23 protein-coding genes are annotated in these 22,811 nt (G+C 58.4%); 7 read left to right on the forward strand and 16 right to left on the reverse strand.

Annotated elements, in window-relative coordinates:
• Positions 1-380: 380 nt before the first annotated feature.
• From JFT91_RS11890 to JFT91_RS11905, 4 genes are all read right to left on the reverse strand, one after another.
• Positions 381-1,394 (reverse strand): ABC transporter substrate-binding protein, encoded by a 1,014-nt coding sequence (locus JFT91_RS11890; protein ID WP_201232477.1) that lies wholly within the window; start codon positions 1,392-1,394, stop codon positions 381-383.
• Positions 1,391-1,918: a sigma-70 family RNA polymerase sigma factor gene (locus tag JFT91_RS11895; RefSeq protein WP_201232478.1), complete on the reverse strand. Its 528-nt coding sequence runs from the start codon at positions 1,916-1,918 to the stop codon at positions 1,391-1,393. The genes JFT91_RS11890 and JFT91_RS11895 overlap by 4 nt, the downstream gene beginning before the upstream one ends.
• Before the next feature lie 190 nt (positions 1,919-2,108).
• On the reverse strand, positions 2,109-2,900 hold the full coding sequence (locus JFT91_RS11900) for a phosphate/phosphite/phosphonate ABC transporter substrate-binding protein (protein ID WP_201232479.1): 792 nt from the start codon (positions 2,898-2,900) through the stop codon (positions 2,109-2,111).
• A 141-nt stretch (positions 2,901-3,041) separates the two neighbouring features.
• The gene (locus JFT91_RS11905) at positions 3,042-3,983 is read right to left on the reverse strand and encodes a fatty acid desaturase (protein WP_201232480.1); all 942 of its coding nucleotides are present in this window, start codon (positions 3,981-3,983) and stop codon (positions 3,042-3,044) included.
• A gap of 324 nt (positions 3,984-4,307) precedes the next feature.
• Between JFT91_RS11905 and JFT91_RS11910 the strand changes: the two genes are divergently transcribed.
• Complete coding sequence (locus JFT91_RS11910) at positions 4,308-4,727, forward strand: GNAT family N-acetyltransferase (RefSeq protein WP_201228210.1); 420 nt, start codon at positions 4,308-4,310, stop codon at positions 4,725-4,727.
• 129 nt (positions 4,728-4,856) lie between these two features.
• Here the strand turns inward: JFT91_RS11910 and def are convergent, their stop codons facing one another.
• From def to JFT91_RS11925, 3 genes are all read right to left on the reverse strand, one after another.
• On the reverse strand, positions 4,857-5,396 hold the full coding sequence (def, locus tag JFT91_RS11915; RefSeq protein ID WP_201228211.1) for a peptide deformylase: 540 nt from the start codon (positions 5,394-5,396) through the stop codon (positions 4,857-4,859).
• Between the two features lie 2 nt (positions 5,397-5,398).
• Positions 5,399-6,349, reverse strand: coding sequence for a YihY/virulence factor BrkB family protein (locus tag JFT91_RS11920; protein WP_201147519.1), 951 nt, complete (start codon positions 6,347-6,349; stop codon positions 5,399-5,401).
• A gap of 164 nt (positions 6,350-6,513) precedes the next feature.
• A complete protein-coding gene (locus JFT91_RS11925; RefSeq protein ID WP_008082339.1) occupies positions 6,514-6,705 on the reverse strand; it encodes a CsbD family protein in 192 nt (63 codons plus the stop codon).
• Positions 6,706-6,903: 198 nt separating this feature from the next.
• On the opposite strand from JFT91_RS11925, the gene JFT91_RS11930 reads away from it, so the two are divergent.
• Positions 6,904-7,281: a hypothetical protein gene (locus JFT91_RS11930; RefSeq protein ID WP_201232481.1), complete on the forward strand. Its 378-nt coding sequence runs from the start codon at positions 6,904-6,906 to the stop codon at positions 7,279-7,281.
• 156 nt (positions 7,282-7,437) lie between these two features.
• Here JFT91_RS11930 and fadD1 read toward each other — a convergent pair whose 3' ends face one another.
• Together fadD1 and fadD2 are read right to left on the reverse strand one after the other, a co-directional pair.
• Complete coding sequence (fadD1, locus tag JFT91_RS11935) at positions 7,438-9,135, reverse strand: long-chain-fatty-acid--CoA ligase FadD1 (protein ID WP_201232482.1); 1,698 nt, start codon at positions 9,133-9,135, stop codon at positions 7,438-7,440.
• 347 nt (positions 9,136-9,482) lie between these two features.
• Positions 9,483-11,171 (reverse strand): long-chain-fatty-acid--CoA ligase FadD2, encoded by a 1,689-nt coding sequence (gene fadD2, locus JFT91_RS11940; RefSeq protein ID WP_201228216.1) that lies wholly within the window; start codon positions 11,169-11,171, stop codon positions 9,483-9,485.
• A gap of 199 nt (positions 11,172-11,370) precedes the next feature.
• Here fadD2 and JFT91_RS11945 point away from each other — a divergent pair, with 199 nt between their 5' ends.
• On the forward strand, positions 11,371-12,315 hold the full coding sequence (locus tag JFT91_RS11945) for an alpha/beta hydrolase (RefSeq protein WP_201232483.1): 945 nt from the start codon (positions 11,371-11,373) through the stop codon (positions 12,313-12,315).
• Positions 12,316-12,357: 42 nt separating this feature from the next.
• A complete protein-coding gene (locus JFT91_RS11950) occupies positions 12,358-12,828 on the forward strand; it encodes a MaoC family dehydratase (protein WP_053123003.1) in 471 nt (156 codons plus the stop codon).
• Between the two features lie 120 nt (positions 12,829-12,948).
• Here the strand turns inward: JFT91_RS11950 and JFT91_RS11955 are convergent, their stop codons facing one another.
• A complete protein-coding gene (locus JFT91_RS11955) occupies positions 12,949-13,416 on the reverse strand; it encodes a ferritin-like domain-containing protein (protein WP_201228218.1) in 468 nt (155 codons plus the stop codon).
• 205 nt (positions 13,417-13,621) lie between these two features.
• On the opposite strand from JFT91_RS11955, the gene JFT91_RS11960 reads away from it, so the two are divergent.
• The gene (locus tag JFT91_RS11960; protein WP_003227425.1) at positions 13,622-13,858 is read left to right on the forward strand and encodes a DUF3820 family protein; all 237 of its coding nucleotides are present in this window, start codon (positions 13,622-13,624) and stop codon (positions 13,856-13,858) included.
• Positions 13,859-13,886: 28 nt separating this feature from the next.
• Complete coding sequence (locus JFT91_RS11965) at positions 13,887-15,068, forward strand: aminotransferase class V-fold PLP-dependent enzyme (protein WP_201232484.1); 1,182 nt, start codon at positions 13,887-13,889, stop codon at positions 15,066-15,068.
• A gap of 5 nt (positions 15,069-15,073) precedes the next feature.
• Here the strand turns inward: JFT91_RS11965 and JFT91_RS11970 are convergent, their stop codons facing one another.
• The 4 genes from JFT91_RS11970 to zwf form a co-directional block, all read right to left on the reverse strand.
• The gene (locus tag JFT91_RS11970; RefSeq protein ID WP_201206091.1) at positions 15,074-15,799 is read right to left on the reverse strand and encodes an intradiol ring-cleavage dioxygenase; all 726 of its coding nucleotides are present in this window, start codon (positions 15,797-15,799) and stop codon (positions 15,074-15,076) included.
• A gap of 322 nt (positions 15,800-16,121) precedes the next feature.
• Entirely contained in the window at positions 16,122-16,787 is a 666-nt protein-coding gene (locus JFT91_RS11975) for a bifunctional 4-hydroxy-2-oxoglutarate aldolase/2-dehydro-3-deoxy-phosphogluconate aldolase (RefSeq protein ID WP_201228221.1), read from the reverse strand.
• A gap of 17 nt (positions 16,788-16,804) precedes the next feature.
• Complete coding sequence (gene pgl / locus JFT91_RS11980) at positions 16,805-17,515, reverse strand: 6-phosphogluconolactonase (RefSeq protein WP_201228222.1); 711 nt, start codon at positions 17,513-17,515, stop codon at positions 16,805-16,807.
• Positions 17,502-18,968 (reverse strand): glucose-6-phosphate dehydrogenase, encoded by a 1,467-nt coding sequence (gene zwf / locus JFT91_RS11985; RefSeq protein WP_201147531.1) that lies wholly within the window; start codon positions 18,966-18,968, stop codon positions 17,502-17,504. The genes pgl and zwf overlap by 14 nt, the downstream gene beginning before the upstream one ends.
• 226 nt (positions 18,969-19,194) lie before the next feature.
• Here zwf and JFT91_RS11990 point away from each other — a divergent pair, with 226 nt between their 5' ends.
• A complete protein-coding gene (locus tag JFT91_RS11990) occupies positions 19,195-20,055 on the forward strand; it encodes a MurR/RpiR family transcriptional regulator (protein WP_171057240.1) in 861 nt (286 codons plus the stop codon).
• 118 nt (positions 20,056-20,173) lie between these two features.
• On the opposite strand, the gene JFT91_RS11995 is transcribed toward JFT91_RS11990, so the two are convergent.
• A complete protein-coding gene (locus JFT91_RS11995) occupies positions 20,174-21,028 on the reverse strand; it encodes a D-hexose-6-phosphate mutarotase (protein ID WP_201232485.1) in 855 nt (284 codons plus the stop codon).
• Between the two features lie 285 nt (positions 21,029-21,313).
• Positions 21,314-22,663 (reverse strand): carbohydrate porin, encoded by a 1,350-nt coding sequence (locus tag JFT91_RS12000; protein ID WP_201232486.1) that lies wholly within the window; start codon positions 22,661-22,663, stop codon positions 21,314-21,316.
• Positions 22,664-22,811 lie beyond the last annotated feature (148 nt).

Consider the following 22,811-nt stretch of genomic DNA (forward strand, 5'->3'; position numbering starts at 1 on the left):
TTGATAGCCCGCACGCGGGCCAGCCCTAACGCGTTGAAGAACTTCCATGTACAAGATGCTCCTTGTTGGTTCAGTGTCGGTGCCTTGGCTTGCGCACTCTGGCAGCATGAATTTGCGCACTAACCGTGCACGGTCGACATAGTTAGTTACAGAGCAGCATAGCCAGCGCAAAGCCTTGCGCAAGGCCACTAGTCGGCCAGTAGCTGGCACTTTTTGCACAAAAATCGATTCAGCGCGGGAGGTGTTGGCGGGTCTGACGCTATCGCTGGCAAGCCAGCTCCCACAGGGTTCTGCGCTATTTCAAATCAGCGCACTATCTGTGGGAGCTGGCTTGCCAGCGATGAGGCCATTACAAACACTGCGAAAACAACAGAAATGACTTACAGACTTCCACTCACCTTGTCAGCAACTTCTCCCGGCACCCAAGGCTTCCAGACCTGCGGCTGATCACGCAAAAACGCCTCGGCCACCGCCCTTGGTTGCTGGCGTTTTTCACTCATGCCCGCCAGCGTCTGGTTGAGCAAATCAATCGGCAAATCGACCTTCTCGAAGAACGCCACCAAATCCGGATATTGCGACTTGAACGGCGCCGACACGCCAATCGCCAGGCTCGCCGGCATTGAGCGGGTGCCCTTTGGATTCGGGTTATTGGCATCAGCCAGGGTCTTCCAGGCCTCGGCATCAAACGCTGGTTCATCCAGTTTCACCAGTTTGAACCGCCCCAACAGTGGCGTTGGCGACCAGTAATAGAACAGCACCGGTTTGCCACGCTTGATCGACGACGCCACTTCGGCGTCCAGCGCTGCGCCGGAGCCGGTGCGGAAGTTGACGAAGCTGTCGGTCAGGGCATACGCCTTGAGCTTCTGACTGTTGACGATCTCCGAGGTCCATCCGGTCGGGCTGTTGAGGAAACGCCCACGAGTGGGGTCTTCCGGGTCGCGGAAAACATCCTTGTAGCGCGGCAGATCCGCGACCGACTTCAGCTCTGGCGCCAAAGCCTTGATGCCACGCTCGGGGTCGCCCTTGATCACGTACTCCGGCACCCACCAGCCTTCGGTCGCGCCTTTGACCGTGTCACCCAGGCCAAACACTTTGCCTTCGTTGGCCGCCTTGACCCACGCCGGACTGCGCCCGGCCCACTCTTCGCCGATCACTTGAATGTCGTTTTTCGCCAGCGCGGCTTCCAGGCTGACAGTGCTGCCCGGCAATGTGTCGGTCGGGTAGCCGTAACCTTTTTCGACAATCACGCGCAGCACTTCAGTGATGAAACTACCGCTCTCCCAAGTGATGTCACCAAAATGAATCGGCGCAGTGTTGTCCTTCGCCGATACCGCGCCGACGCTCAGGCTCAGCGCCAGCAACGAGCCGCCGAGCAGGGTTTTGATCGATCTCATGCAGACCTCTTGTCTTGTAGGAATTGGTTGGCGCTGTGGCGATCGCACAGCGCTTGGGTACGCGTCATGTACGCACTTACCGAACGTTGGGAGATCCCCAGTTCGGCGGCAATTTGTGGGTACGTCAGGCCGTCGATGCGCGCGAGCAGAAAGGTCGAACGGACTTTGTCCGGCAAGCGCTGCAAGCTGTGGTCGAGACGGTTGAGGGTTTGCGTCAGTTGCGCGAGCACTTCGGGCGAGGTGGCGAAATCGATCTCGACTTGCTGCGCATGACGACGCTCCAGATCGGCCCGGCGCCAACGCTGATAGAGCAGACGCTGGGCGACGGTGGTCAGCAGCGCGCGGGGCTCACGGATGGCGCTCAATGCCGGAGCTTCGAGCAGCTGCGCGAAGGTTTCGGCAGCGATGTCTTCGACGCTGGCTACATCGTGCAGATGACGGCGCAGGTACAGGCAGAGCCACGGGTAGTGGGCGCGGAACAGGGTGTCGAGGTTGTAGCGATGGGACAGATCGGCGCCGGACATAGGGGCTCCTTGGTGAAGGGTCGCTGAATGTCCGGTGATCCGGTGGCGCGATCGTAGCAAGGCGCCTTATGCATTAATAATATTTAAATCTTATTTTTATATTTCCTTTTGGAATTTAAGATCAAAAGATCGCAGCCTTCGGCAGCTCCTACAACGGCAATATGTAGGAGCTTCCGAAGGCTGCGATCTTTTAACGCAAGCGGCCGTACCCCAAATCCTCAGCCTCACACTGATAATCGAGAACCACCCGATAGTCGCCTTCAGTGGCCGGCAGCACTTCAGCCAGTCTCAATGTCTGTGCAACGGCGGGAAGTTCGCGCAGGGCCTGGTTCATCACTTGCCGCAGGAGTTCGACGCGTTCGTCGGTAGCGCTGGCAACCGTGATGAAAGGCAACGTCGGACTGCAAGCACTGCGCGCGAGTACCCGCAAGCCGCTGACCTCTTCAGGCGCGTGTTGCGCAAGATAGGCATAGGTGACGCTGTCGATAGCCGCCAGATCGGCACGCTGGTCGCGCAGCCAGCGCAGACTCTCGCGGTGACCGCCACTGGTGCCGACGGCAGTGAAGAATTGACCGTCCTGTTGCAACGGCGCCAGGCGCTGGCGCAACAGGTTCATGCCACTGTTGGAGTCTTCGCTGTTGATCACCCCACGGCTGTGGCGAAATTCGCCAAGGGTTTTGCGTGAGTCATCGGCTCGGCTGAGAATCAGGCTGCAATGCTTGCCGGCACTGGCGTCGGGCAGTTCGTAACGCGGGCGACCGATGACGCGCACCCGCCCCTTTAAAACCGTCATCAACGGATAGCCGCAGGTTTGCGTGACAAGCAGAGCGGGCGACAGCCAGAGTTGAGGCAGCGACAAGCCTTGAGCATTCAACCGCGTATGCCCGAGGTGTTCGAGAATGCGCGCGAGCCAACGCTCATTGGCCACGCGGATGGGCTCGGGGGCGGCATACATCAGCAGTTCGGCGTGGTGCTGGGTCATACACATGTTTCCAGGCTACACATATATCCGATGTAGGAGTGAGCCTGCTCGCGATAGCGGTGCATCAGTGACATCTGCAGTGCCTGACACACCGCTATCGCGAGCAGGCTCACTCCTACAGGGTCGGTGGTGTTTCTGAGATTAGTGGTAAGGGTGTTGGGGGCTGTCGATCGGTTTGAAGCCATTCTGCCGCCAGAGCTGCCCATACCCGCGCACCAGAAACCCGCCACTGCGCAGCACCCATTGTTCGCGATACAGCCAATAGACCTTGGGCAAGTCGTACCAGGCAAGGCCCGGCAAATCGTGGTGCACCAGATGAAAATTCAGGTTCAGAAACAGCCAGCGCCACGGCCACCCGGCTTCGTTGAGTACGGTACGCATCTCCGGTTGCGCGTGCGGTCGGTGTTCATAGTAGGAGCGGAGCATCGCAATCGACAGTGCCGGCACACTGATCAGCAGCAGGTAATGCCACACCGGCAGCGCACTGTAGCGAGCGATAAACCAGAGCATCAGTAACGTCAGCGCGCCGTGGGTCAGCCACATCAGCCACGCTTGGCGCTCACCGTTGTTCAATCGTTGCAGCTCCTCCCTCGCCAGCGCAATCAGCCCCAGCGGTGCGCCAATCAGGAAACGCCCCAGTACGGTTTTGTTCAGCCAGTGCAGGCTACGTTCGAACAGCGAACTGCCCTGCCAACTTGCACTGCTCAGGTAACGGCTTTCAGGATCGACACCAGGCACGGTCAAGTCTTCGTCGCGGTGATGCAACAAATGGCTGTCGCGATACAGCGTGTACGGATACCAAACCGCCAATGGCGCGTAGCCAAGGATTTTGTTCACGGTTTTGGAGCGCGTTGGATGCCCGTGCAGCAATTCGTGCTGCACCGACAGCCACAGCACCAGCAATGGAATCAACAGCAACGTGCTCAGGCCGAGACCAAGCGTGCGGCTATTGAGAAGGATGGCAAACCAGCCGCCATATACCGCGATCAGCAACAACCAGGTCGGCCATTCGCTGCGGGCCGTGAAGCGTTGGCGCAGGGATTCGATATGCAGACGGTGCGCGGCGTCGAAGTAATGAGGCATGGCGTTGCTCGAAACGGGGATCTTCCCCTTCTGTGCAACGACGCCGATAAATCTTGCAGATTATTTTCAGATTCAGGCGGGAGCCCGAGAACCGGGCTCCGGAAAGGCGTGATCAATGACCGAAGATGTCGACTTTCTTGGCTTTTTTCTCCGCACGTTTTTCAATCGCGGTCTTGGCCGGTTTCTTCTTGTCGGCTTTCTTTGAATTCATACCTTTGGACATGATGGTTACTCCATTCACAGGGCTGTAGGCTCAGGTATACACCTATCCCGAGGCGCGCGTTCTTTTATAATCGCCGCCTCCCCCACCGCCAGTCCGATCCCATGCCAGATACCCAATACAGCCTGCTCGATGAATCTCTTTGGCCGTTGATCAACAAGTTTTACCGCAGCCACCAATCGTCGATGAAAGCGGTGCGCGATGCGCAATTGTGGGTCGCGCGGCGCGGAGAGATTGTGGGTGCGTTGTGTTTGCGGCCGGTGTCCGGCGGGCAATGGTTGACCGGACTGTTTGTTGATCCGGGGTGTCGTGAACAGGGCGTTGCCGCGCAGCTGATCGCAGCGGCGGTGCAGGATGTGAGCGAGCCAGTGTGGCTGTTCTGTCATCCGGATTTGCGCGATTTTTATGAGCGACGCGGGTTCACGTTCGACCCGGCGCTGCCACAAGCGATGGCGGAGCGCTTGAGCCGGTATGCGCGGAGCAAACCGATGATTGCGATGGAGCTGATTCCTGCTCAATCCTGATGTGCAATGCAAAACCAAAATGGCAGCGAGCCTGCTCGCGAAAGCGCTGGGTCAGTCACAGAACCTGTCACTGAAATTACGCATTCGCGAGCAGGCTCGCTCCCACAGGGGTATGTGCCGGGTCTTGGATCAGTCGTCGGCTGTGGGATCGAGATCCGGGAACATCACTTCGGTAAACCCGAACTTGCTGAAGTCGGTAATCCGCGACGGGTACAACCGGCCGATCAGGTGATCGCATTCGTGTTGCACCACGCGCGCATGGAAACCTGCGGCCACACGCACGATCGGCTGGCCCTTGGGATCAAAACCTTCGTAGCGAATCTGTTGGAAACGCTCCACCGCACCGCGCAGACCCGGCACCGACAAACACCCTTCAAAACCCTCTTCCGTGAGCGGATTCAGCGGCGTGATCAGCGGATTGATCAGGATCGTCTGCGGCACCGCTTCCGCGTCCGGGTAGCGTTCGCTGTGCTCGAAACCGAAGATCACCAGTTGCAGATCGACACCGATCTGCGGCGCGGCGAGGCCCACGCCACCGACGCTTTCCATGGTCTGGAACATGTCGTCGATCAGTTGCCACAGTTCCGGGCTGTCGAACATTTCCGGCGGCACCGGCGGGGCGATGCGCAGCAGGCGCTCGTCACCCATTTTGAGGATTTCACGGATCATGGTCAGGCTTCGTCAGTGTCCGGCTTGAGCGAGTGATCGCGGCCCAGGCCCGAGACATGTTGTTTGGGTTGTTCATCGAGTTCGCCGGGGACTTTTTCGCCCGCATCCTTGCCCTCGCTGGACATGTGCTCGATCACCGCGTTCATCTCCGCGCCGAGCAACAGCACTGCGGCGGAAATGTAGAAGTACAACAACAGCACGATGATCGCACCGATGCTGCCATACATCGCGTTGTAGTTGGCGAAGGTTTTGACGTAGAACGCAAAACCCAACGAGGCGATGATCCACACCACCACGGCCAACACCGAACCCGGTGTAATAAAGCGGAATTCCTGTCTGACGTCGGGCATCACGTAGTAGATCAGCGCCACGGCGACCATCATCAAAATAACGATCACCGGCCAGCGCGCAATCGTCCACACGGTGACGATGACTTCTTCAAGGCCGACCTGCGCAGCAATCCAGCCCATCACTTGCGGCCCGAGCACCATCAGTGCGGCGGCCACCAGCAGCATGCCAGCGATGCCGACGGTGTAGACAATCGACAACGGAAAGCGCTTCCAGATTGGCCTGCCTTCGACCACGTCATACGCTGCATTCATTGCGCTCATCATCAGGCGCACGCCGGCAGAAGCGGTGTACAGGGCGATGACGATACCCACCGAAAGCAATCCGCCCTTGGACTGCTGCAACTGATCAATCACCGGGTTGACCTGCTCCAGGGCCTGCGGTGGCAGCACCAGTTCCGATTGCAGGCGCAACCAGGAAAAGAAGTCCGGCAGGTGCAGGAAACCGATCAGGGCAATCAGGAACAGAATGAACGGGAACAGCGAGAACAGCATCTGGTAAGCCAGCGCCGAGGCATAGGTCGACATCTCGTCGTCGACGAATTCAGTGACCGTGCGCACCATTACTCGGTGCAGGGGCAGACCTTTCATGTCTGGAAATATCATTCGCGTCTCCTTTCGCCGCATTACAGGTTGAAGTCGTGGCGACTCAGGGGCCGTTTTTTACATCACGTTAGCCTACTTGGCGACCCTTGGTGGGCGCGCGCAGCCTTTCGACACAAAAACGGCCATCCTTGGATGGCCGCTCGTGTTTTTCGTTCAAGGCTGAATCACGCCTTGTCGACGCCTTTCTTGACAGCATCCTTGGCTTTGCCGACTGCTTGCTGGGCTTCGCCTTTTTTCTCTTGAATCTTGCCTTCGGCTTGCAGTTTGGTGTTGTCAGTGGCTTTACCTACGCCTTGCTTGACGTTACCGACCGCTTCGTTGGCCATGCCTTTTACTTTATCGCCTGTGCTACTCATGGTGTTTCTCCTTGGTGCAATTAGGGGGAAAAGTCAGTACGTAATGATTGACCGGGCAGGTTTGCGCCAAGTTTCATTTATTTTTTGCGGGATCATTTCGTCGCGGCGCGCAGGTTAGGCTTTATGTTTGCGTGCGCAGCCCCGAGAATGCGCAATATATGGGCGCCAAGCGCCATGAACCGATCCCGCAGGAATGTTATGAAACTCGATAAAAAGCTCGCCATCGCCCGTAGAAACCAGGAACTGGGCGGCGCCGTGCTCGGCACCAACAACTGCCACTTCGCCGAACTGAACCGTAACCGCAACATCTGGTGGTTCGATTTGCCGGTGACACGTCTGGCCGTGGGTCAGTACGAGTGGATTCACCTGTTGATGCACACGCCGGCCACCGACGAACTGCTGCACCTGAAAGTGCCGACAGGGTTTCTGCGTGAAAAGCTCGAAGGACTGGTGATCCGCAACGAGGGCAAGCGCAAGGCTGCGTTGAGCCTGGAGTTGAGTGCAGACAAGGATTCGTATCTGCAGGACATGCGTCCGACGGGCACCAACGTCAACTTCGCGCCGTTTCGCCAGTAAAAAATCAAAAGATCGCAGCCTTCGGCAGCTCCTACACAGGAGCGCTGCCCCGAACCGGGGATGCGCTACCACGCCGATCCATGTAGGAGCTGCCGAAGGCTGCGATCTTTTGATCTGTCTTTAAAGAAAAGCCCCGCATCTGCGGGGCTTTTTGGTTTAAGCGGCGGACTTGGCCTTGATCTTCTTCAGCTCTTCGTCGCGCAACTCTCGGCGCAGGATCTTGCCGACGTTGGTGGTCGGCAGCGCATCGCGGAACTCCACCGAACGCGGCACCTTGTAGCCGGTGACGTTGGCGCGCATGTGATCCATCACCGTTTCCTTGGTCAGGGTCACGCCCGGTTTGGCGACGATGAAAATCTTGATCGCTTCGCCCGACTTCTCGTCCGGCACGCCGATGGCCGCGCACTGCAACACGCCCGGCAGGGTTGCCAGCACATCTTCCAGTTCGTTCGGGTAGACGTTGAAGCCAGAGACCAGAATCATGTCTTTCTTGCGATCGACAATGCGCATATAGCCATCCGGCTGAATCAGCGCGATATCACCGGTCTTCAACCAGCCTTCGCTGTCGAGCATTTCATCGGTGGCTTCCTGACGCTGCCAGTAGCCCTTCATCACTTGCGGGCCCTTGATGCACAATTCGCCGATTTCACCCAGCGGCTGCTCGACACCGGCATCGTCGATGACTTTGCACAGGGTCGACGGCACCGGAATGCCGATGGTGCCAATCTGGATGTTCTGGATCGGGTTGACCGTGGCCACCGGGCTGGTTTCGGTCATGCCGTAACCTTCGCAGATCGAGCAACCGGTGACGGCCTTCCAGCGTTCGGCAGCGGCCAGTTGCAGGGCCATGCCGCCCGACAACGTGACTTTCAGCGCCGAGAAATCCAGCTTGCGGAAACCTTCGTTGTTGCACAGCGCGACGAACAGAGTGTTCAAACCGACGAAGCCGCTGAACTTCCACTTCGACAGCTCCTTGACCATCGCCGGCAAATCGCGCGGGTTGCTGATCAGGATGTTGTGGTTGCCGATCAGCATCATCGCCATGCAATGAAAGGTGAACGCATAGATGTGGTACAGCGGCAGCGGCGTGATCAGGATCTCACAACCTTCATTGAGGTTCGAGCCCATCAGCGCCTTGCACTGCAGCATGTTGGCGACGAGGTTGCGGTGAGTCAGCATCGCGCCCTTGGCCACGCCGGTGGTGCCGCCAGTGTATTGCAGCACCGCAACATCACCGCTGTGCGGGTTGGCTTCGGCGACAGGCTGGCCCTGGCCCTTGCTCATCACGTCATTGAACTTGACGGCTTTGGGCAGGTGATAAGCCGGCACCATCTTCTTCACGTACTTGATGACGCTGTTGATCAGCAGACGCTTGATCGGCGGCAGCAAGTCGGCGACTTCGGTGACGATGACGTGTTTGACGCCGGTTTTCGGCACCACGGCCTCGGCCAGATGCGCCATGTTTGCCAGGCAAACAAGGGCTTTCGCACCGGAGTCGTTGAATTGGTGTTCCATTTCCCGCGCGGTGTACAGCGGGTTGGTGTTGACCACGATCAGCCCGGCGCGGATGGCACCGAAGACGGCCACCGGGTATTGCAGAACGTTGGGCAGTTGCACGGCGATTCGATCGCCGGGCTGCAAGTCGGTATGCTGTTGCAGATACGCGGCAAACGCACCGGACAATTCGTACAGTTCACCGTAGGTGATTGTCTTGCCCAGGTTGCTGAAAGCCGGTTTGTTGGCGAAGCGTTGGCAGGACTGCTTCAACACTGCCTGAATATTCGGGTACTCGTCTGGATTGATGTCGGCAGCAATTCCAGCGGGGTACTTATCCTTCCAAAAGTCTTCGATCATGGAAGCCCACTCCTCAGCAACGCGAATTCTTCACCGCATTTGATGCGATTATTATTGGTGTTTGTTTTGTATTGGTGAATCTGGCTTTTATATAGGCCGAGAAGTCACAAAGCGCGCCGAGAGTAGCAGCTTTGCCAAGGGTCGAATAGAGGGAAAAGCAGCCCATGCAGTCATGTTCGTGACTCAAGACTTGCTAACGGTCATTTTAGAGCAAAAATCCTAGAACTCTTTAAAAGCCCCGGAATTTGGGGCTTGGAAGCAAAAGATCGCAGCCTGCGGCAGCTCCTACATGGGATGTGTTCCCTGCAGGAGCTGCCGAAGGCTGCGATCTTTGTGTTTCTGCGCCCTTAGGCGATATCGCGCAACTCACGGCGCAGGATCTTGCCGACCGGCGTCATCGGCAACGACTCACGCAGCACGATGTGCTTGGGCACTTTGTACGCGGTGAAATTCTCTTTGCAGTACGCCTTCAATTCTTCAAGGCTCACGCCGTTCTCGCGCGCCACCACAAACAGCTTCACCGCCTCGCCGGAACGTTCGTCCGGCACGCCGATCACTGCACAGTTGGCGACTTTCGGGTGAGCCATGACCACATCTTCGATCTCGTTCGGGTACACGTTGAAACCGGAGACGATGATCATGTCCTTCTTGCGATCGACGATGCGCACGAAACCGTCCGGATCGATCACTGCAATATCGCCAGACTTGAACCAGCCCTCGGCATCCAGCACTTCCGCGGTGGCTTCAGGTTTGTTCCAGTAGCCCTTCATTATTTGCGGGCCTTTGATGCACAGCTCGCCGCGCTCGCCCATCGGCTGTTCGACGCCGTCATCATTGATGACTTTGAGCTGCGTGCCCGGCACCGGCAGGCCAACCGTGCCCAGCCGTGACTGATCACCGTACGGATTGGTGCAGGCTACCGGAGAGGTTTCGGTCAGGCCGTAACCTTCGGTGATGCGGCAACCGGTCATTTGCTCCCAACGTTCAGCGGTGGCTTTGACCAGCGCGGTGCCGCCGGAGTTGGTGAGTTTCAGGCTGGAGAAATCCAGGGTCTTGAAGTCCGGGTGCTCCATCAGCGCGACGAACAAGGTGTTCAAGCCCAGCAACGCCGAGAAACGCCAGTTCTTCAGCTCCTTGATGAACCCGGCAATGTCGCGCGGGTTGGTGATCAGCACATTGTGGTTGCCGGAAACCATCATGCACATGCAATTCGCGGTGAAAGCATAGATGTGGTACAGCGGCAGTGGCGCGATCATCACCTCCTGGCCTTCGCGCAACAGTGGCTGGCCATCCGGGCCGAGTTGCGCGAGGCAGGCGCGCACCTGTTGCATGTTCGCCACCAGGTTACCGTGGGTGAGCATCGCGCCCTTCGCCAACCCGGTGGTGCCGCCGGTGTATTGCAGCACGGCGATGTCGTCGAGGCCGACCTTCAACGGCTTGATGCCCAGACCCCGGCCCATGCGCAGCGCGCTTTTGAAGGCGATAGCCTGCGGCAGCGAATAGGCAGGAACCATTTTCTTCACTTTGCTGACCACGGTGTTGACCAGCCAGCCCTTGGCGGTGGGCATCAGGTCGCCCATCTTTGCTTCGATCAGGTACTGGATGTCCGTGTCGGGCAGTACTTCCTGGACTTTCTGGCCGAACATGTTCAGGTAAACCAACGCACGCGCACCGCAATCCTTGAACTGATGGCGCATCTCCCGTGCGGTGTACAACGGGTTGGTATTGACCACGATCAGCCCGGCGCGCAACGCACCGAACACGGCAATCGGGTAATGCAGGACGTTGGGCATCTGCACGGCGATACGATCGCCCGGCACCAGGTCGGTATGCGCTTGCAGATAACCGGCGAAGGCAGCGCTCTGGCGTTCAAGCTCGGCGTAGGTCAGCGTGATGCCCATGTTGCTGAATGCCGGGCGATCCGCGAACTTCTTGCAGGAACGCTCAAACACCTCGATCACCGACTTGAACTCGCCCATGTCGATGTCCAGCGGTACGCCGGCCGGGCGTTTGTCGTTCCAGAAATCAGGTTGCATTGTTCTTGTCCTCTTTACCTGAGCCGATCCGGGCCGCTTTCTGTCATTTCTGAAAAAGCGGAGCTTCACGGACACTAGCAGTTATGGCCATTCAGGCAAATAAGGGCAAAGCCGTCATTGATCGTGTGAATCTTCCTGCCGTGGCGTGGGCTGATCAGACGCGCTATACAATGTCCCGACTCTGAGCAAAGGAATCGCCATGACCCACGACACCCTATGGCTGGATGCGAGTGACCGCAGCCGCCTGTACGTCAATCGCTGGTTGCCGCTCGCGCCGCTCAAAGCGGTGGTTCTGCTGGCTCACGGCATGGCTGAACACAGCGCTCGATACGCACGATTGGCCGACACGTTTTGCGACAAAGGATACGGCGTGTACGCCCCGGATCTGCGTGGACATGGCATTACTGCCGAAAACGGTACCCTCGGGCATTTCGCCGATGACGATGGCTGGTGCAAAGTGGTCGGCGACCTCGCCAGCCTCAATCAACACATCGGCCAGCAACACCCCGGTGTACCCATCATCCTGCTCGGCCACAGCATGGGCAGCTATCTCGCTCAGGGTTATCTGCTGCACCACAGCGCCAGTCTGCAGGGGGCGATTCTCAGCGGCTCGAACTTCCAGCCGGTGGCTCTGTATGGCGCCGCGCGACAGATTGCCCGCTTCGAAAAACTGCGTCAGGGCGGCAAGGGCCGCAGTGCGCTGATCGAATGGTTGTCGTTCGGCTCGTTCAACAAAAAATTCAAACCGGTGCGCACGCCGTTCGACTGGCTGAGCCGCGATCCGGCCGAGGTCGACAAGTATGCCGCCGATCCGCTGTGCGGCTTTCGCTGCACCAATCAGCTGTGGATCGACTTGCTCGGCGGCTTGCAGCAAATCAGCAAAGCGTCCAATCTCGCCCAGATCGACCCGGGCCTGCCGTTGCTGGTGATCGGCGGCGAATGTGATCCGGTGAGTGACGGCAAGCGTCTGACAGATCTGGCCAATGCATTACGCTCGGCCGGCAGCCAGAACCTGCAACTGAAGATCTACCCGCAGGCGCGGCACGAATTGTTCAACGAAACCAACCGCGACGAAGTGATCGCCGATGTGCTGGCCTGGATCGACCAGGCGCTGGGCCATCAACGCCCTCACCGCAGCGAATAATTTTTTGTGGATTCATTTAATCCGTCACAGGAATCAAGACCGATGACCCAGGTTACCAACATCCCTTACGAAGCCCTCGAAGTCGGCCAGACCGCCAGCTACAGCAAGACCGTCGAAGAACGCGACATTCAGCTGTTCGCCGCGATGTCCGGCGACCACAACCCGGTGCACCTGGACGCCGAGTTTGCCGCCGCCAGTATGTTCAAGGAGCGCATTGCGCACGGTATGTTCAGCGGTGCGCTGATCAGTGCAGCAGTGGCTTGCGAAATGCCTGGGCCGGGCACTATTTATATCGGCCAGCAGATGAGCTTTCAGAAGCCGGTGAAGATTGGCGACACGCTGACAGTGCGCCTGGAAATCCTCGAAAAACTGCCGAAGTTTCGTGTGCGCATTGCCACTCGCGTATTCAACCAGCGCGATGAGTTGGTGGTGGATGGCGAGGCCGAGATTCTGGCTCCACGTAAACAACAGACCGTGACGTTGCCTACTTTGCCGGCGATCAGCATCGGTTAAGCAGTTACGCAAAAAGTGGGAGCGAGCCTGCTCGCGAAGGGGTCGTGTCAGTCAACAACATCGTTGCATGACACACCGCATTCGCGAGCAGGCTCGCTCCCACAGTTTTTTCAGTGACGCTTACGAACGAGCGCGAGCCTGGTTACGCAGGGCTTTCACCTGGTCGTGGTTGCGTTGTACGCCATGGTATTGGCGCTCAACCAGATCACGAATACCGACCAGATTGTGCTTGTTGATTTTCTCGATGGCTTCACGATAAGCCTTCAGCGCATGGTCTTCACCGCGCTCGGCTTCGTTCAGCACAGCCTCTTCGTCTTTGCCGGTGAACATGGCTTTGACGTCGACCCAGCGACGGTGCAGGTCACCGCTGACGCTGGTGGAAGTTTCCGGATCGCCACCCATCGAACGTACGGCCGCTTGCAGTTCAGCAGCTGCGGTCGCGCAATCGGCAGAGCGAGTGACAAACAGGGTTTTCAGTTCTGGATGCTTGATGTCTTCGGCGCAAGTCTTGAACCCTTCCTGACCGTCCTTGCAGGTTTCAATCAGGTCATTGAGTACAGAGATGGCTTCTTTATTCATGTCGGTCATTTTTCAATTCCTTGCGATCGGTGGAAGATGCAAGGGATATTGCAGTGTGCGTGCCAGCTTTGCAGAAAGATTTAAATCGTTATTTATCAATCACTTAAAGTTAAATGAACTATCTGTATTGCGGTTATTTGCATGATCTGTCATTTGGCCTGCATGCAGAATGCCTGTATTTTCCACTCTGATTTGAAGCCAGACGATCTCACTGATGAATCCCGAAAAACTCGAACTGCTGATCACCCGCGAAATGCCTTTCGGCAAATACAAGGGCCGGATCATCGCCGACCTGCCGGGGCCTTACCTGAACTGGTTTGCCCGCGAGGGTTTTCCTCACGGCGAACTCGGCGGCCTGCTTGCGCTGATGCAGGAGATCGACCACAACGGCTTGTCTGACTTGCTCGAACCGCTGCGCGCCAAACATGGCAAACCCGCCCCGCGCCACTGAAGCGCCCTCCTCTTTAGAGCCAGCCGCCATGCCCGATAACACCCGCCGCGCCCGTGACGAAGCCTTTTGGCAAACGTTCGCCGACCGTTACGACGTTCAACCCGGCCCCGTGAACCTGGAAAACGGTTATTTCGGGCGCATGTCGCGCACGGTGATCGAGGAGTACCAACGTAACGTAGAGCTGATCAACACCAGCAACTCGGTATATGTGCGCCAGCGCTTCGAGCAACACGACAATCTCGACATCCGTGCACAACTGGCCGAGCTGATCGGCGTGCGCGCACAGAGTGTCGCTTTCACGCGCAATGCCACCGAGGGCTTGCAATCGCTGATCCGCAATTACAACCGCCTGGAGCCGGGCGATCAGGTGCTGATCTGCGACCTTGAGTACGACACGGTCAAGGGTGCCATGCGCTGGCTGGCCAAGCATCGCGGCGTTGAAGTCATTGAAATCGCCCATGCGCATCCGGCGAGCTTCGACAGCCTGCTGGACGCCTACCGTGAAACGTTCATCCGTCACCCGAAATTGAAACTGATGGCCCTGACGCACGTCACCCATCGCACGGGTCTGGTGATGCCGGTACAGGCGATTGCCGCGCTGGCCAAGGAGCACGGGGTCGACATCATCCTTGATGGTGCCCACGCCCTCGGGCAGATCGAGTTCGACTTCGAAGCACTCGGCATCGCCTTCGCCGGGTACAACCTGCACAAATGGATCGGCGCCCCGCTGACACTTGGCTTCCTCTATATCGCCCCGCAGCGTCTTGGCGATATCGACCCGGACATGGGCGAGATGCATTACCCCATCAACGACATCCGCGCCCGCACCTCTTACAGCACACCCAACATCCCGGCGCTGATGACGTTGCCGTTGGTCTTCGAGGAGCATCGCTCACTCGGCGGTGCCGCGGCCAAGGGTGCGCGCCTGAATTACCTGCGTAACCTGTGGGTCAGCGCCGTCCGTCATTTGCCGGGCATCGAGGTGCTGACGCCGGACGATCCGCGCCTTTATTGCGGGATCACGGCGCTGCGTTTCACTCGCCATGACGATCAACAGGCGATGGCCGAGCGTTTGCTCAACGACTTCAATCTGTTCACCGTGGTGCGCACCGGTGCCGCGTGCGGGCCGTGCATCCGGATAACGCCGGGGCTGACCACCACCGCGGGTGAAATGCAATTGCTCACCCGCGCGCTGAACGAACTGCGTTAGTTGGCCTAGACGGTGTATTTGTCGAAGTCCTCGGGCTTGATCTGCGACGACACCGCGAAGGTGTCGATGCCGATGGTCAGGTGTCCGAAGAAGCCGTCTTCATAGGTGTCGCGGCCGATCGGCCACACGGCCAGGGTCGAAGCTTCGCCGCCCATGCCAGCGTAGATACTGTCCTCGACATTGTTCAGCGCCGCCGAGGATCGCCCGCGATAGGCTTTGGCATTGAGCACCGAGCGCGAGACGACCTCGGGAAAGTACAACTGGCCGACCCAAGCGACGTTGCGCTCTTCAAGATATTCGCTGCCGGTCACCATGCGCACCGCCACATGAATGTGCAGTGCGCGGCCGGCATAGAAGCCCGGATAGATCGTGGTGAAACGCACCTTGCCTTTTTTATCGCAGAACTGGCTTCCGCGCAGGTAGGTGTCATCGTCGGTACGCGGGATTGAACCGATGGCGTCGGATTCGACTTCAAGGTCCGGGTTGATGCGGCTCCAGCCCGAATACGCGCCTCGCGCGTTGCAATGCCAGATATCCACCAGCGCGCCGCTCACCGGCTCACCGGTCATGGCATCGACAATGCTCAGGCGCAACAGCAGTGGCAGACCATCTGCACCTTCACTGATGTTGCGGCGCAATAGTTGCGGGTTACGGAAATACGGCCCGGCGATTTGTTCGGGGGCCAACTGATACACGGGGTTCGGTGAGGCTGTTGCAGAGTCTCGATCCATGACGCGTTCTCTCTTCCATAAGATGAACGCAGATTAGCGCTACGCAAAAACCTGTGTGCGGTAACTATGTATCGCGTCGTAACGTGCTTTTGTAGGCGCTGCCGAAGGTTGCGATCTTTTTAAAAAGATCAAAAGATCGCAGCCTCGTTTCACTCGACAGCTCCTACAGAAAAACCTGCCATTCCCCTTTAGGCGCTGCCGAAGGTTGCGATCTTTTGATGCTGGATTTTCTGCGGGCAAAAAAAAACGGTGCACCGACCAAGCGCACCGTAAAGCCGTAGAACACACAACGAAGTGTTTGGTAACAATCAGTCCGGCAGCATCAGTCCAGCAGCGCCAACGCCTCGGCAGTGCATTCTTGAATACGCGCCCAGTCGCCGTTCTTGATCCACTCAGGATCCAGCATCCAGCTACCGCCCACGCACATGACGTTTTTCAGCGCCATGTAGCTCTTGATATTGGCCGGGCCGACGCCGCCAGTCGGGCAGAATTTCACTTCACCGAACGGGCCGCCAAGGGCTTTGATCGCTGCTACGCCACCGCTGACTTCAGCCGGGAACAGTTTGAAGCGGCGATAACCCAGACCGTAGCCTTCCATGATGCCGGAGGCGTTGCTGATGCCTGGCAACAGCGGAATCGGGCTGTCGACGCTGGCTTCGAGCAGATCACGGGTGATGCCCGGGGTGACGATGAATTGCGAACCCGCTGCTTCAGCCGCCGCGAGCATGTTGCGATCCAATACGGTGCCGGCGCCGGTCATCAGCTCCGGACGTTGCTCACGCAGGATCTGGATGGCCTTGAGGCCGAACTGCGAGCGCAGGGTCACTTCCAGCGCGGTCAGGCCACCGGCGGCCAGGGCGTCGGCCAGCGGCAGCACGTCCTGTTCACGGGCGATGGTGATTACCGGCAGGATCCGCGCCTTGGCGCAGAGGCTGTCAATCAGGGCAACTTTGTCCGCCATGGAAACGGTCGGGGATGGGATTGTCATAGCGGCTGTTCCTTGGCTCATGGGCACCAGTAAATCTCTAACGTAGGTTGCAGAAACGCGCGCACCGGCATGGCAGCGACGTCGGATGCCAGTGCGGCATTCAGTGTGGTCAGTTTCGATTGACCGGAAATCGACAGAATCTTGTGCCTGGCCGAAGCGAGCAGCGCACGGCTCATGGTCAGGCGCTGACGCGGCACGCTCGGCGCCAGCATCGGCCAGCAACGGCGGGTGCCGTCGACTTGCAGTGCTTCAGTCAGATTCGGGCTGCCAGGAAACAGCGACGCGGTGTGACCGTCATCACCCATGCCCAGTACCAGTACATCGATCGGCGGCAGCTCGGCGAGCAAGCGGTCGGCGTTTTCAGCGGCTTGCTCGACGTTCGCCGCAGCACTGTAGAGGCTGAGGAACTGCGCCTTCGCTGCCGGGCCTTTGAGCAGGTACTGCTTGAGCAAACCAGCATTGCTGTCGGCGTGTTCAACCGGCACCCAGCGCTCGTCGGCAAGGGTCACAACGACCTTCGACCAGTCCAGTTCCTGCTTGGCCAGGTGCTGGAAAAACGCGACCGGGCTACGACCGCCAGACACCACCAGCACGGCGTTGCCGCGTGCTGCGATGGCATCACTCAGTTGCTTGGCCACATTCAGCGCCAGACCTTCGGCCAACAGCACCGGGCTCTTGAATTCGTGAGCGTTCACGCCCGCGGGCAGTTTCACTTCAGATATCGCCATACCACGACCTCCCGTCCCGCGTGATCAATGCAATGGAGCTCATCGGCCCCCACGACCCGGCCGCATACGGCTTGGGCGCGTCACCGGATTTTTTCCATCCGGCGATCAGCTGGTCACACCATTTCCACGCGGCTTCGATTTCATCTTTACGGACAAACAGGTTCTGATTGCCGTTCATCACTTCCAGCAACAACCGCTCGTAGGCATCGGGGATCCGCGCGCTACGCCAGGTGTCGGAGAAATTCAGTTGCAGCGGGCCGCTGCGCAGTTGCATGCCTTTGTCCAGGCCCTGCTCTTTGGTCATCACGCGCAGCGAAATACCTTCGTCCGGTTGCAGGCGGATGATCAGTTTGTTGCTGATCTGCAGGCGCTGCTCCGGGGCGAAGATGTAGTGCGACGGTTCTTTGAAGTGGATGACGATCTGCGACAGTTTCTGCGGCATGCGCTTGCCGGTGCGCAGGTAAAACGGTACGCCGGCCCAGCGCCAGTTGCGGATATCGGCACGCAGGGCGACGAAGGTTTCGGTGTCGCTCTGGGTGTTGGAATTCGGTTCTTCGAGGTAGCCCGGTACCGATTTGCCTTCGCTGTAACCGGCGATGTACTGACCGCGCACAACCTGCGTGGTCAGGCCTTCCGGGCTGATCGGTGCCAGCGCCTTGAGCACTTTTACTTTCTCGTCACGGATGCTGTCGGCGGACAAGTCGGCCGGCGGGTCCATGGCGATCAGGCAAAGCAACTGCAACAGGTGATTCTGGATCATGTCACGCAGTTGGCCTGCCTTGTCGAAGTAACCCCAGCGGCCTTCGATGCCAACCTTCTCGGCCACGGTGATTTCCACGTGGGAGATGTAATTCTGGTTCCACTGGGTTTCGAACAGGCTGTTGGCGAAACGCAGGGCAATCAGGTTCTGAACGGTTTCTTTGCCCAGATAATGGTCGATGCGGTAGGTACGGTTCTCCGGGAAGAACTGCGCCACGGCGTCGTTGACCTTGCGCGAGGACTCCAGATCGGAGCCGATCGGCTTTTCGAGGACCACGCGGGTATTTTCCGCCAGACCGACTTTCGCCAGGTTCTCGCAAATCGCGCCGTAAACGGCTGCCGGCGTGGCGAAGTAGGCAATCATGCGTTGCGTGCTGCCAGCCAGTTCGGCCAGCGCGACATAGTCTTCTGCCTTGAGGAAGTCGACGTGCAGGTAGGTCAGGCGAGCGAGAAACCGCTCGGCGACGGCTTCGTCCAGCTCTTTGCCGACGTAGCGGCGCAATTCGGCGGCGATGAACGCCATGTGCTGCTGCTCGCTGCCTGCTTCACGGGCCAACGCGATGATGCGCGTGTCCTCATGCAACAAGTCAGCGCCATCGAGGTGATAAAGGGCAGGAAACAGTTTGCGCAGGGCCAGATCGCCAAGAGCGCCGAACAAGGCAAAGGTGCACGGTTCAACCGTAATCGAAGGCATGATGTTTGTTCTTTTATCAAGTTAAGCTACAAATACCTTTTTTCAAGGCATCACTCAAGGGAAAATGTAGTAATAACCACAACATTTTCGCAAAATACAGATTCCGAGTGGTGGTCGGTCGGAGCCATCAGTAGGATAGGCCACCGTTACGGGCCATATCAAAGGCCCAATTTGCATAGCCCGGCGCAACTTTGCGCAGGTGAATTAGGAATTCCATATGGACCGCGTGCGAAATTTACTGGAACAGATCCAGAGTCGCCTTGAAGACCTGAACAAGGCCGAACGCAAAGTCGCCGAGGTGATCCTGCTCAACCCGCAGCAGGCCACCCGCTTCAGCATCGCTGCCCTCGCCCAGGCTGCGTCGGTGAGCGAACCGACGGTCAATCGTTTCTGCCGTTCATTCGGTGTCAGCGGTTATCCCGAGCTCAAGCTGCAACTGGCGCAGAGCCTGGCCAGCGGCGCGGCGTATGTCAGCCGTGCGGTGGAAGCCGATGACAATCCCGAGGCGTACACGCAAAAGATTTTCGGCAGCGCCATCGCATCCCTGGACAGTGCTTGCCAGGCGCTGGACCCGAACCTGATCAGCCGCGCCGTCGACCTGTTGATTCAGGCGCGGCAGATCCACTTCTTCGGCCTCGGCGCTTCTGCACCGGTGGCGCTGGATGCGCAGCACAAATTCTTCCGCTTCAACCTTGCGGTCACGGCGCACGCCGATGTGTTGATGCAGCGGATGATTGCTTCGGTAGCGCACACCGGTGAACTGTTCGTGATCATTTCCTACACCGGCCGCACCCGTGAGCTGGTCGAGGTTGCGCGCATTGCTCGCGAGAACGGCGCTTCGGTGTTGGGTTTGACGGCGGAGAACTCGCCGCTGGCCAAGGCCAGTACCTTGAGCCTGAATATTCCGCTGCCGGAAGACACCGACATCTATATGCCGATGACTTCGCGGATCATTCAGTTGACGGTGCTGGATGTGCTGGCGACGGGGATGACCCTGCGTCGCGGGGTGGATTTCCAGCCGCATCTGCGCAAGATCAAAGAGAGCTTGAACGCCAGCCGGTATCCGGTGGGTGACGAGTTCAACTGATCCAGGATCTCGGCGACTGATCAACCGCCATCGCGAGCAGGCTCACTCCTACAGGGGAACGCATTTCAAATGTAGGAGTGAGCCTGCTCGCGATAGGGCCAGCAGCGACACCACACAACTAAGCCGCAGCCCACGCCTGCAAGCTCAGATGTGCCTTCTCCCCCGGCGCCAGGTGCAAGCTGTCCGTCCCGCCCGCCGCCGCTTCCACGCAGACAAACTCCGAAATCTCATCCCACGTCACGCCCAACAGCGGCCGCGAGCCCGGATGCCAGACCACCGTGTCGGCACTGTCACCGGTATCGATGCACAACTCGCGCTGCCATGCGTGATCCTTGAGCTGTAATTCGCCGTCATGCTGAAACACTCGCTGACAACCGCCATCAACCCGCAACTCGCCTTCCTGCTGGCAAATCTGGCGGTTCAACTGGTCGTAACCCTGCGCACCCTCGAGCCCAGACAGCGCTATCTCACCGACATCGCCAATACGCCAGTAAGCATGCAAAGCCTGGCTCAACTGGCACGGCATGTCGTCCTGATGCTCGGTGCTCAGGCGTAATTCCATGCGTTCACCCAAGTGTGCGTGCAGGTCGACCTGCCAGTCGCACAGCTGCAATTGCCAATGCAGGCGCACGCCGTCATCGGCGCTGCTGCTGTCGAGCAACTTCCAGTCGAGCAATCGTGCCCAGCCATGCGACGGCCACGCGTTTTCGCTGGGATGACGGCCATACCACGGCCAGCAAACCGGCACGCCGCCACGAATCGCGCCGACATGCGGCCACTTCGCCGCACACCACAACCACGGCTTTTGCCCGCGCGGCTGAAAGTGCAGCAACTGCGCACCCTGACGACTGAACACCGCCTGACACAGCGGATGATCGATCACCAACACGTCGCGCATCTGATAGCGCTCCCAGGCGAACACCGGTTGTTCGCGCAGGGATTTGAAGAAGCGTTGTAGCGGATGCTCATGCATTTGCCACGGTCCTGAAAATCATGGGGGTACTTATCAATCCACATTGTTCTTGTGGCGAGGGAGCTTGCTCCCGCTGGGCTGCGAAGCGGCCCCTGAATCATTCACTACGGTGTGTCAGTTAAACCTCATCAGCAGCTCTTACGACTGCTGCGCAGCCGAGCGGGAGCAAGCTCCCTCGCCACAGAGGCATTACCTTTGATTGCATCGACCTGTGTTGCAAAAAAAGCGGACAGCCTTGGCTGTCCGCAAATATGCGCACATAGAGAGGAGCTTATCGCAGACGCGTTAGAACACCGACTGAATTTTCAGGCCAGCGACCAATGCGTTGTCCACTGCATCCACACCGCCCGGGTGAGTGATGTATTGCAGGTTAGGACGTACGGTCAGCCAGTTGGTGACGTGGAAGCCGTAGTTGATCTCGTAGTTGTATTCGGTTTCACGAATCGGCGAGAACACCGGGTTGTCGTAGTCCGACACGCCGTTGGAAACGTTAAGCAACTCGGCGTTTTTCTTCACGTCGTCGTTGACGTGGATACGCGCCGCGCCGATACCGACGTCATCCTTTGGACGCGCGTCGAATGGGCCTTTGTAGACAAACATCACCGACTGGTAGTTGTCGATGAAGTTGGTGTCTTTGTCGTGGAACGTGGCGTTCGCCGCGATGTTCAGACCGCGCGAAGCATCACCGTTGTGGCTGGTGAGTTGCTGTTGCGCGACGAACCAGTAGCCGTGTTTGCTGCTGTGGGTTTTGTAGGCGTCGCCAGTGGTAGCAGCGTCGAACCCGTTGACGTCTTCACGAACGTCGCTGGCATCAGCGGTGCTCTTGTAGTAACCGACACGGTATTCGCCCGGCAGGCTGTTGACCTTCGGCGACCAGACCAATTCGACCGGCAGAACAGTACCGGCGGTGCCGCTGCCGCTGAGTTTGAAGCCGTTGCCGTGTTCCAACTGCGACGGGTTCTGGTTGTACGCACCAATCTGCGCGTACAACTCGTCGTTGATGTTGTACTTCACGCGAATCGCGGCTTGGCTAACCGGCCAGTTGTACCAGATGTTGGTCGCCCAGTTACCCACTTGCGAACCGCAGAACGCCAGGTTCTGGAAATCGCACGGGAAGGTGTTGAAGTCTTCGCCTTCGCCGAAGTAACCGGCCTTGACGTCGAGCTTGTTGTCGAAGAACTGGTGCTGAATCCACAACTGGGTCAGACGCACCATGTGGCCACGGCCATACACTTCTTGCGACGAACTCAAGGTGCCGGCACGCGGATCGCCAACGCGATCGTTGGAGATGTTGTAGCCGTTACGGTTGGTCAACTGGATCTTCGCCTGGGTATTATCCCAGCCCCACAGCTTTTGCAGATCGAGTGCCACGCCCAGACCAAACTGGTCGGCGTAACGCGCGGTCTTGTCGTCGTTGTAGCCACCGTGCAGGTTGCCACCGACTTCCCCAACGTAGTCGGCCTTGATGTCGATACCCTGCTCGATCAGCTTGGTCCGCTCACCGCCCCAGTCACCGGTCATCCACTTGGAGTCGGAGCTGAAAGCATCCGCAGCCATTGCATTGCCGGCCAGCACCAATGCTGCCGCAGCTGACATTTGGCAGATCAACCGGGCATTGACGTGTTTCTTTTTCATCCCTACATCCTCGTCTTTATTGTTATTAACTGTTTTTATCTAACGCGGTTTACATAAATTGCGACGAATGACAAACCATCCACCGCGTGCTCCTTTGTGGGAGCGAGCCCTGTGGCGAGGGGATTTATCCCCGTCGGGCTGCGCAGCA

The sequence above is a fragment of the Pseudomonas sp. TH08 genome, assembly GCF_016651275.1.
In the GTDB taxonomy this organism is placed as follows: domain Bacteria; phylum Pseudomonadota; class Gammaproteobacteria; order Pseudomonadales; family Pseudomonadaceae; genus Aquipseudomonas.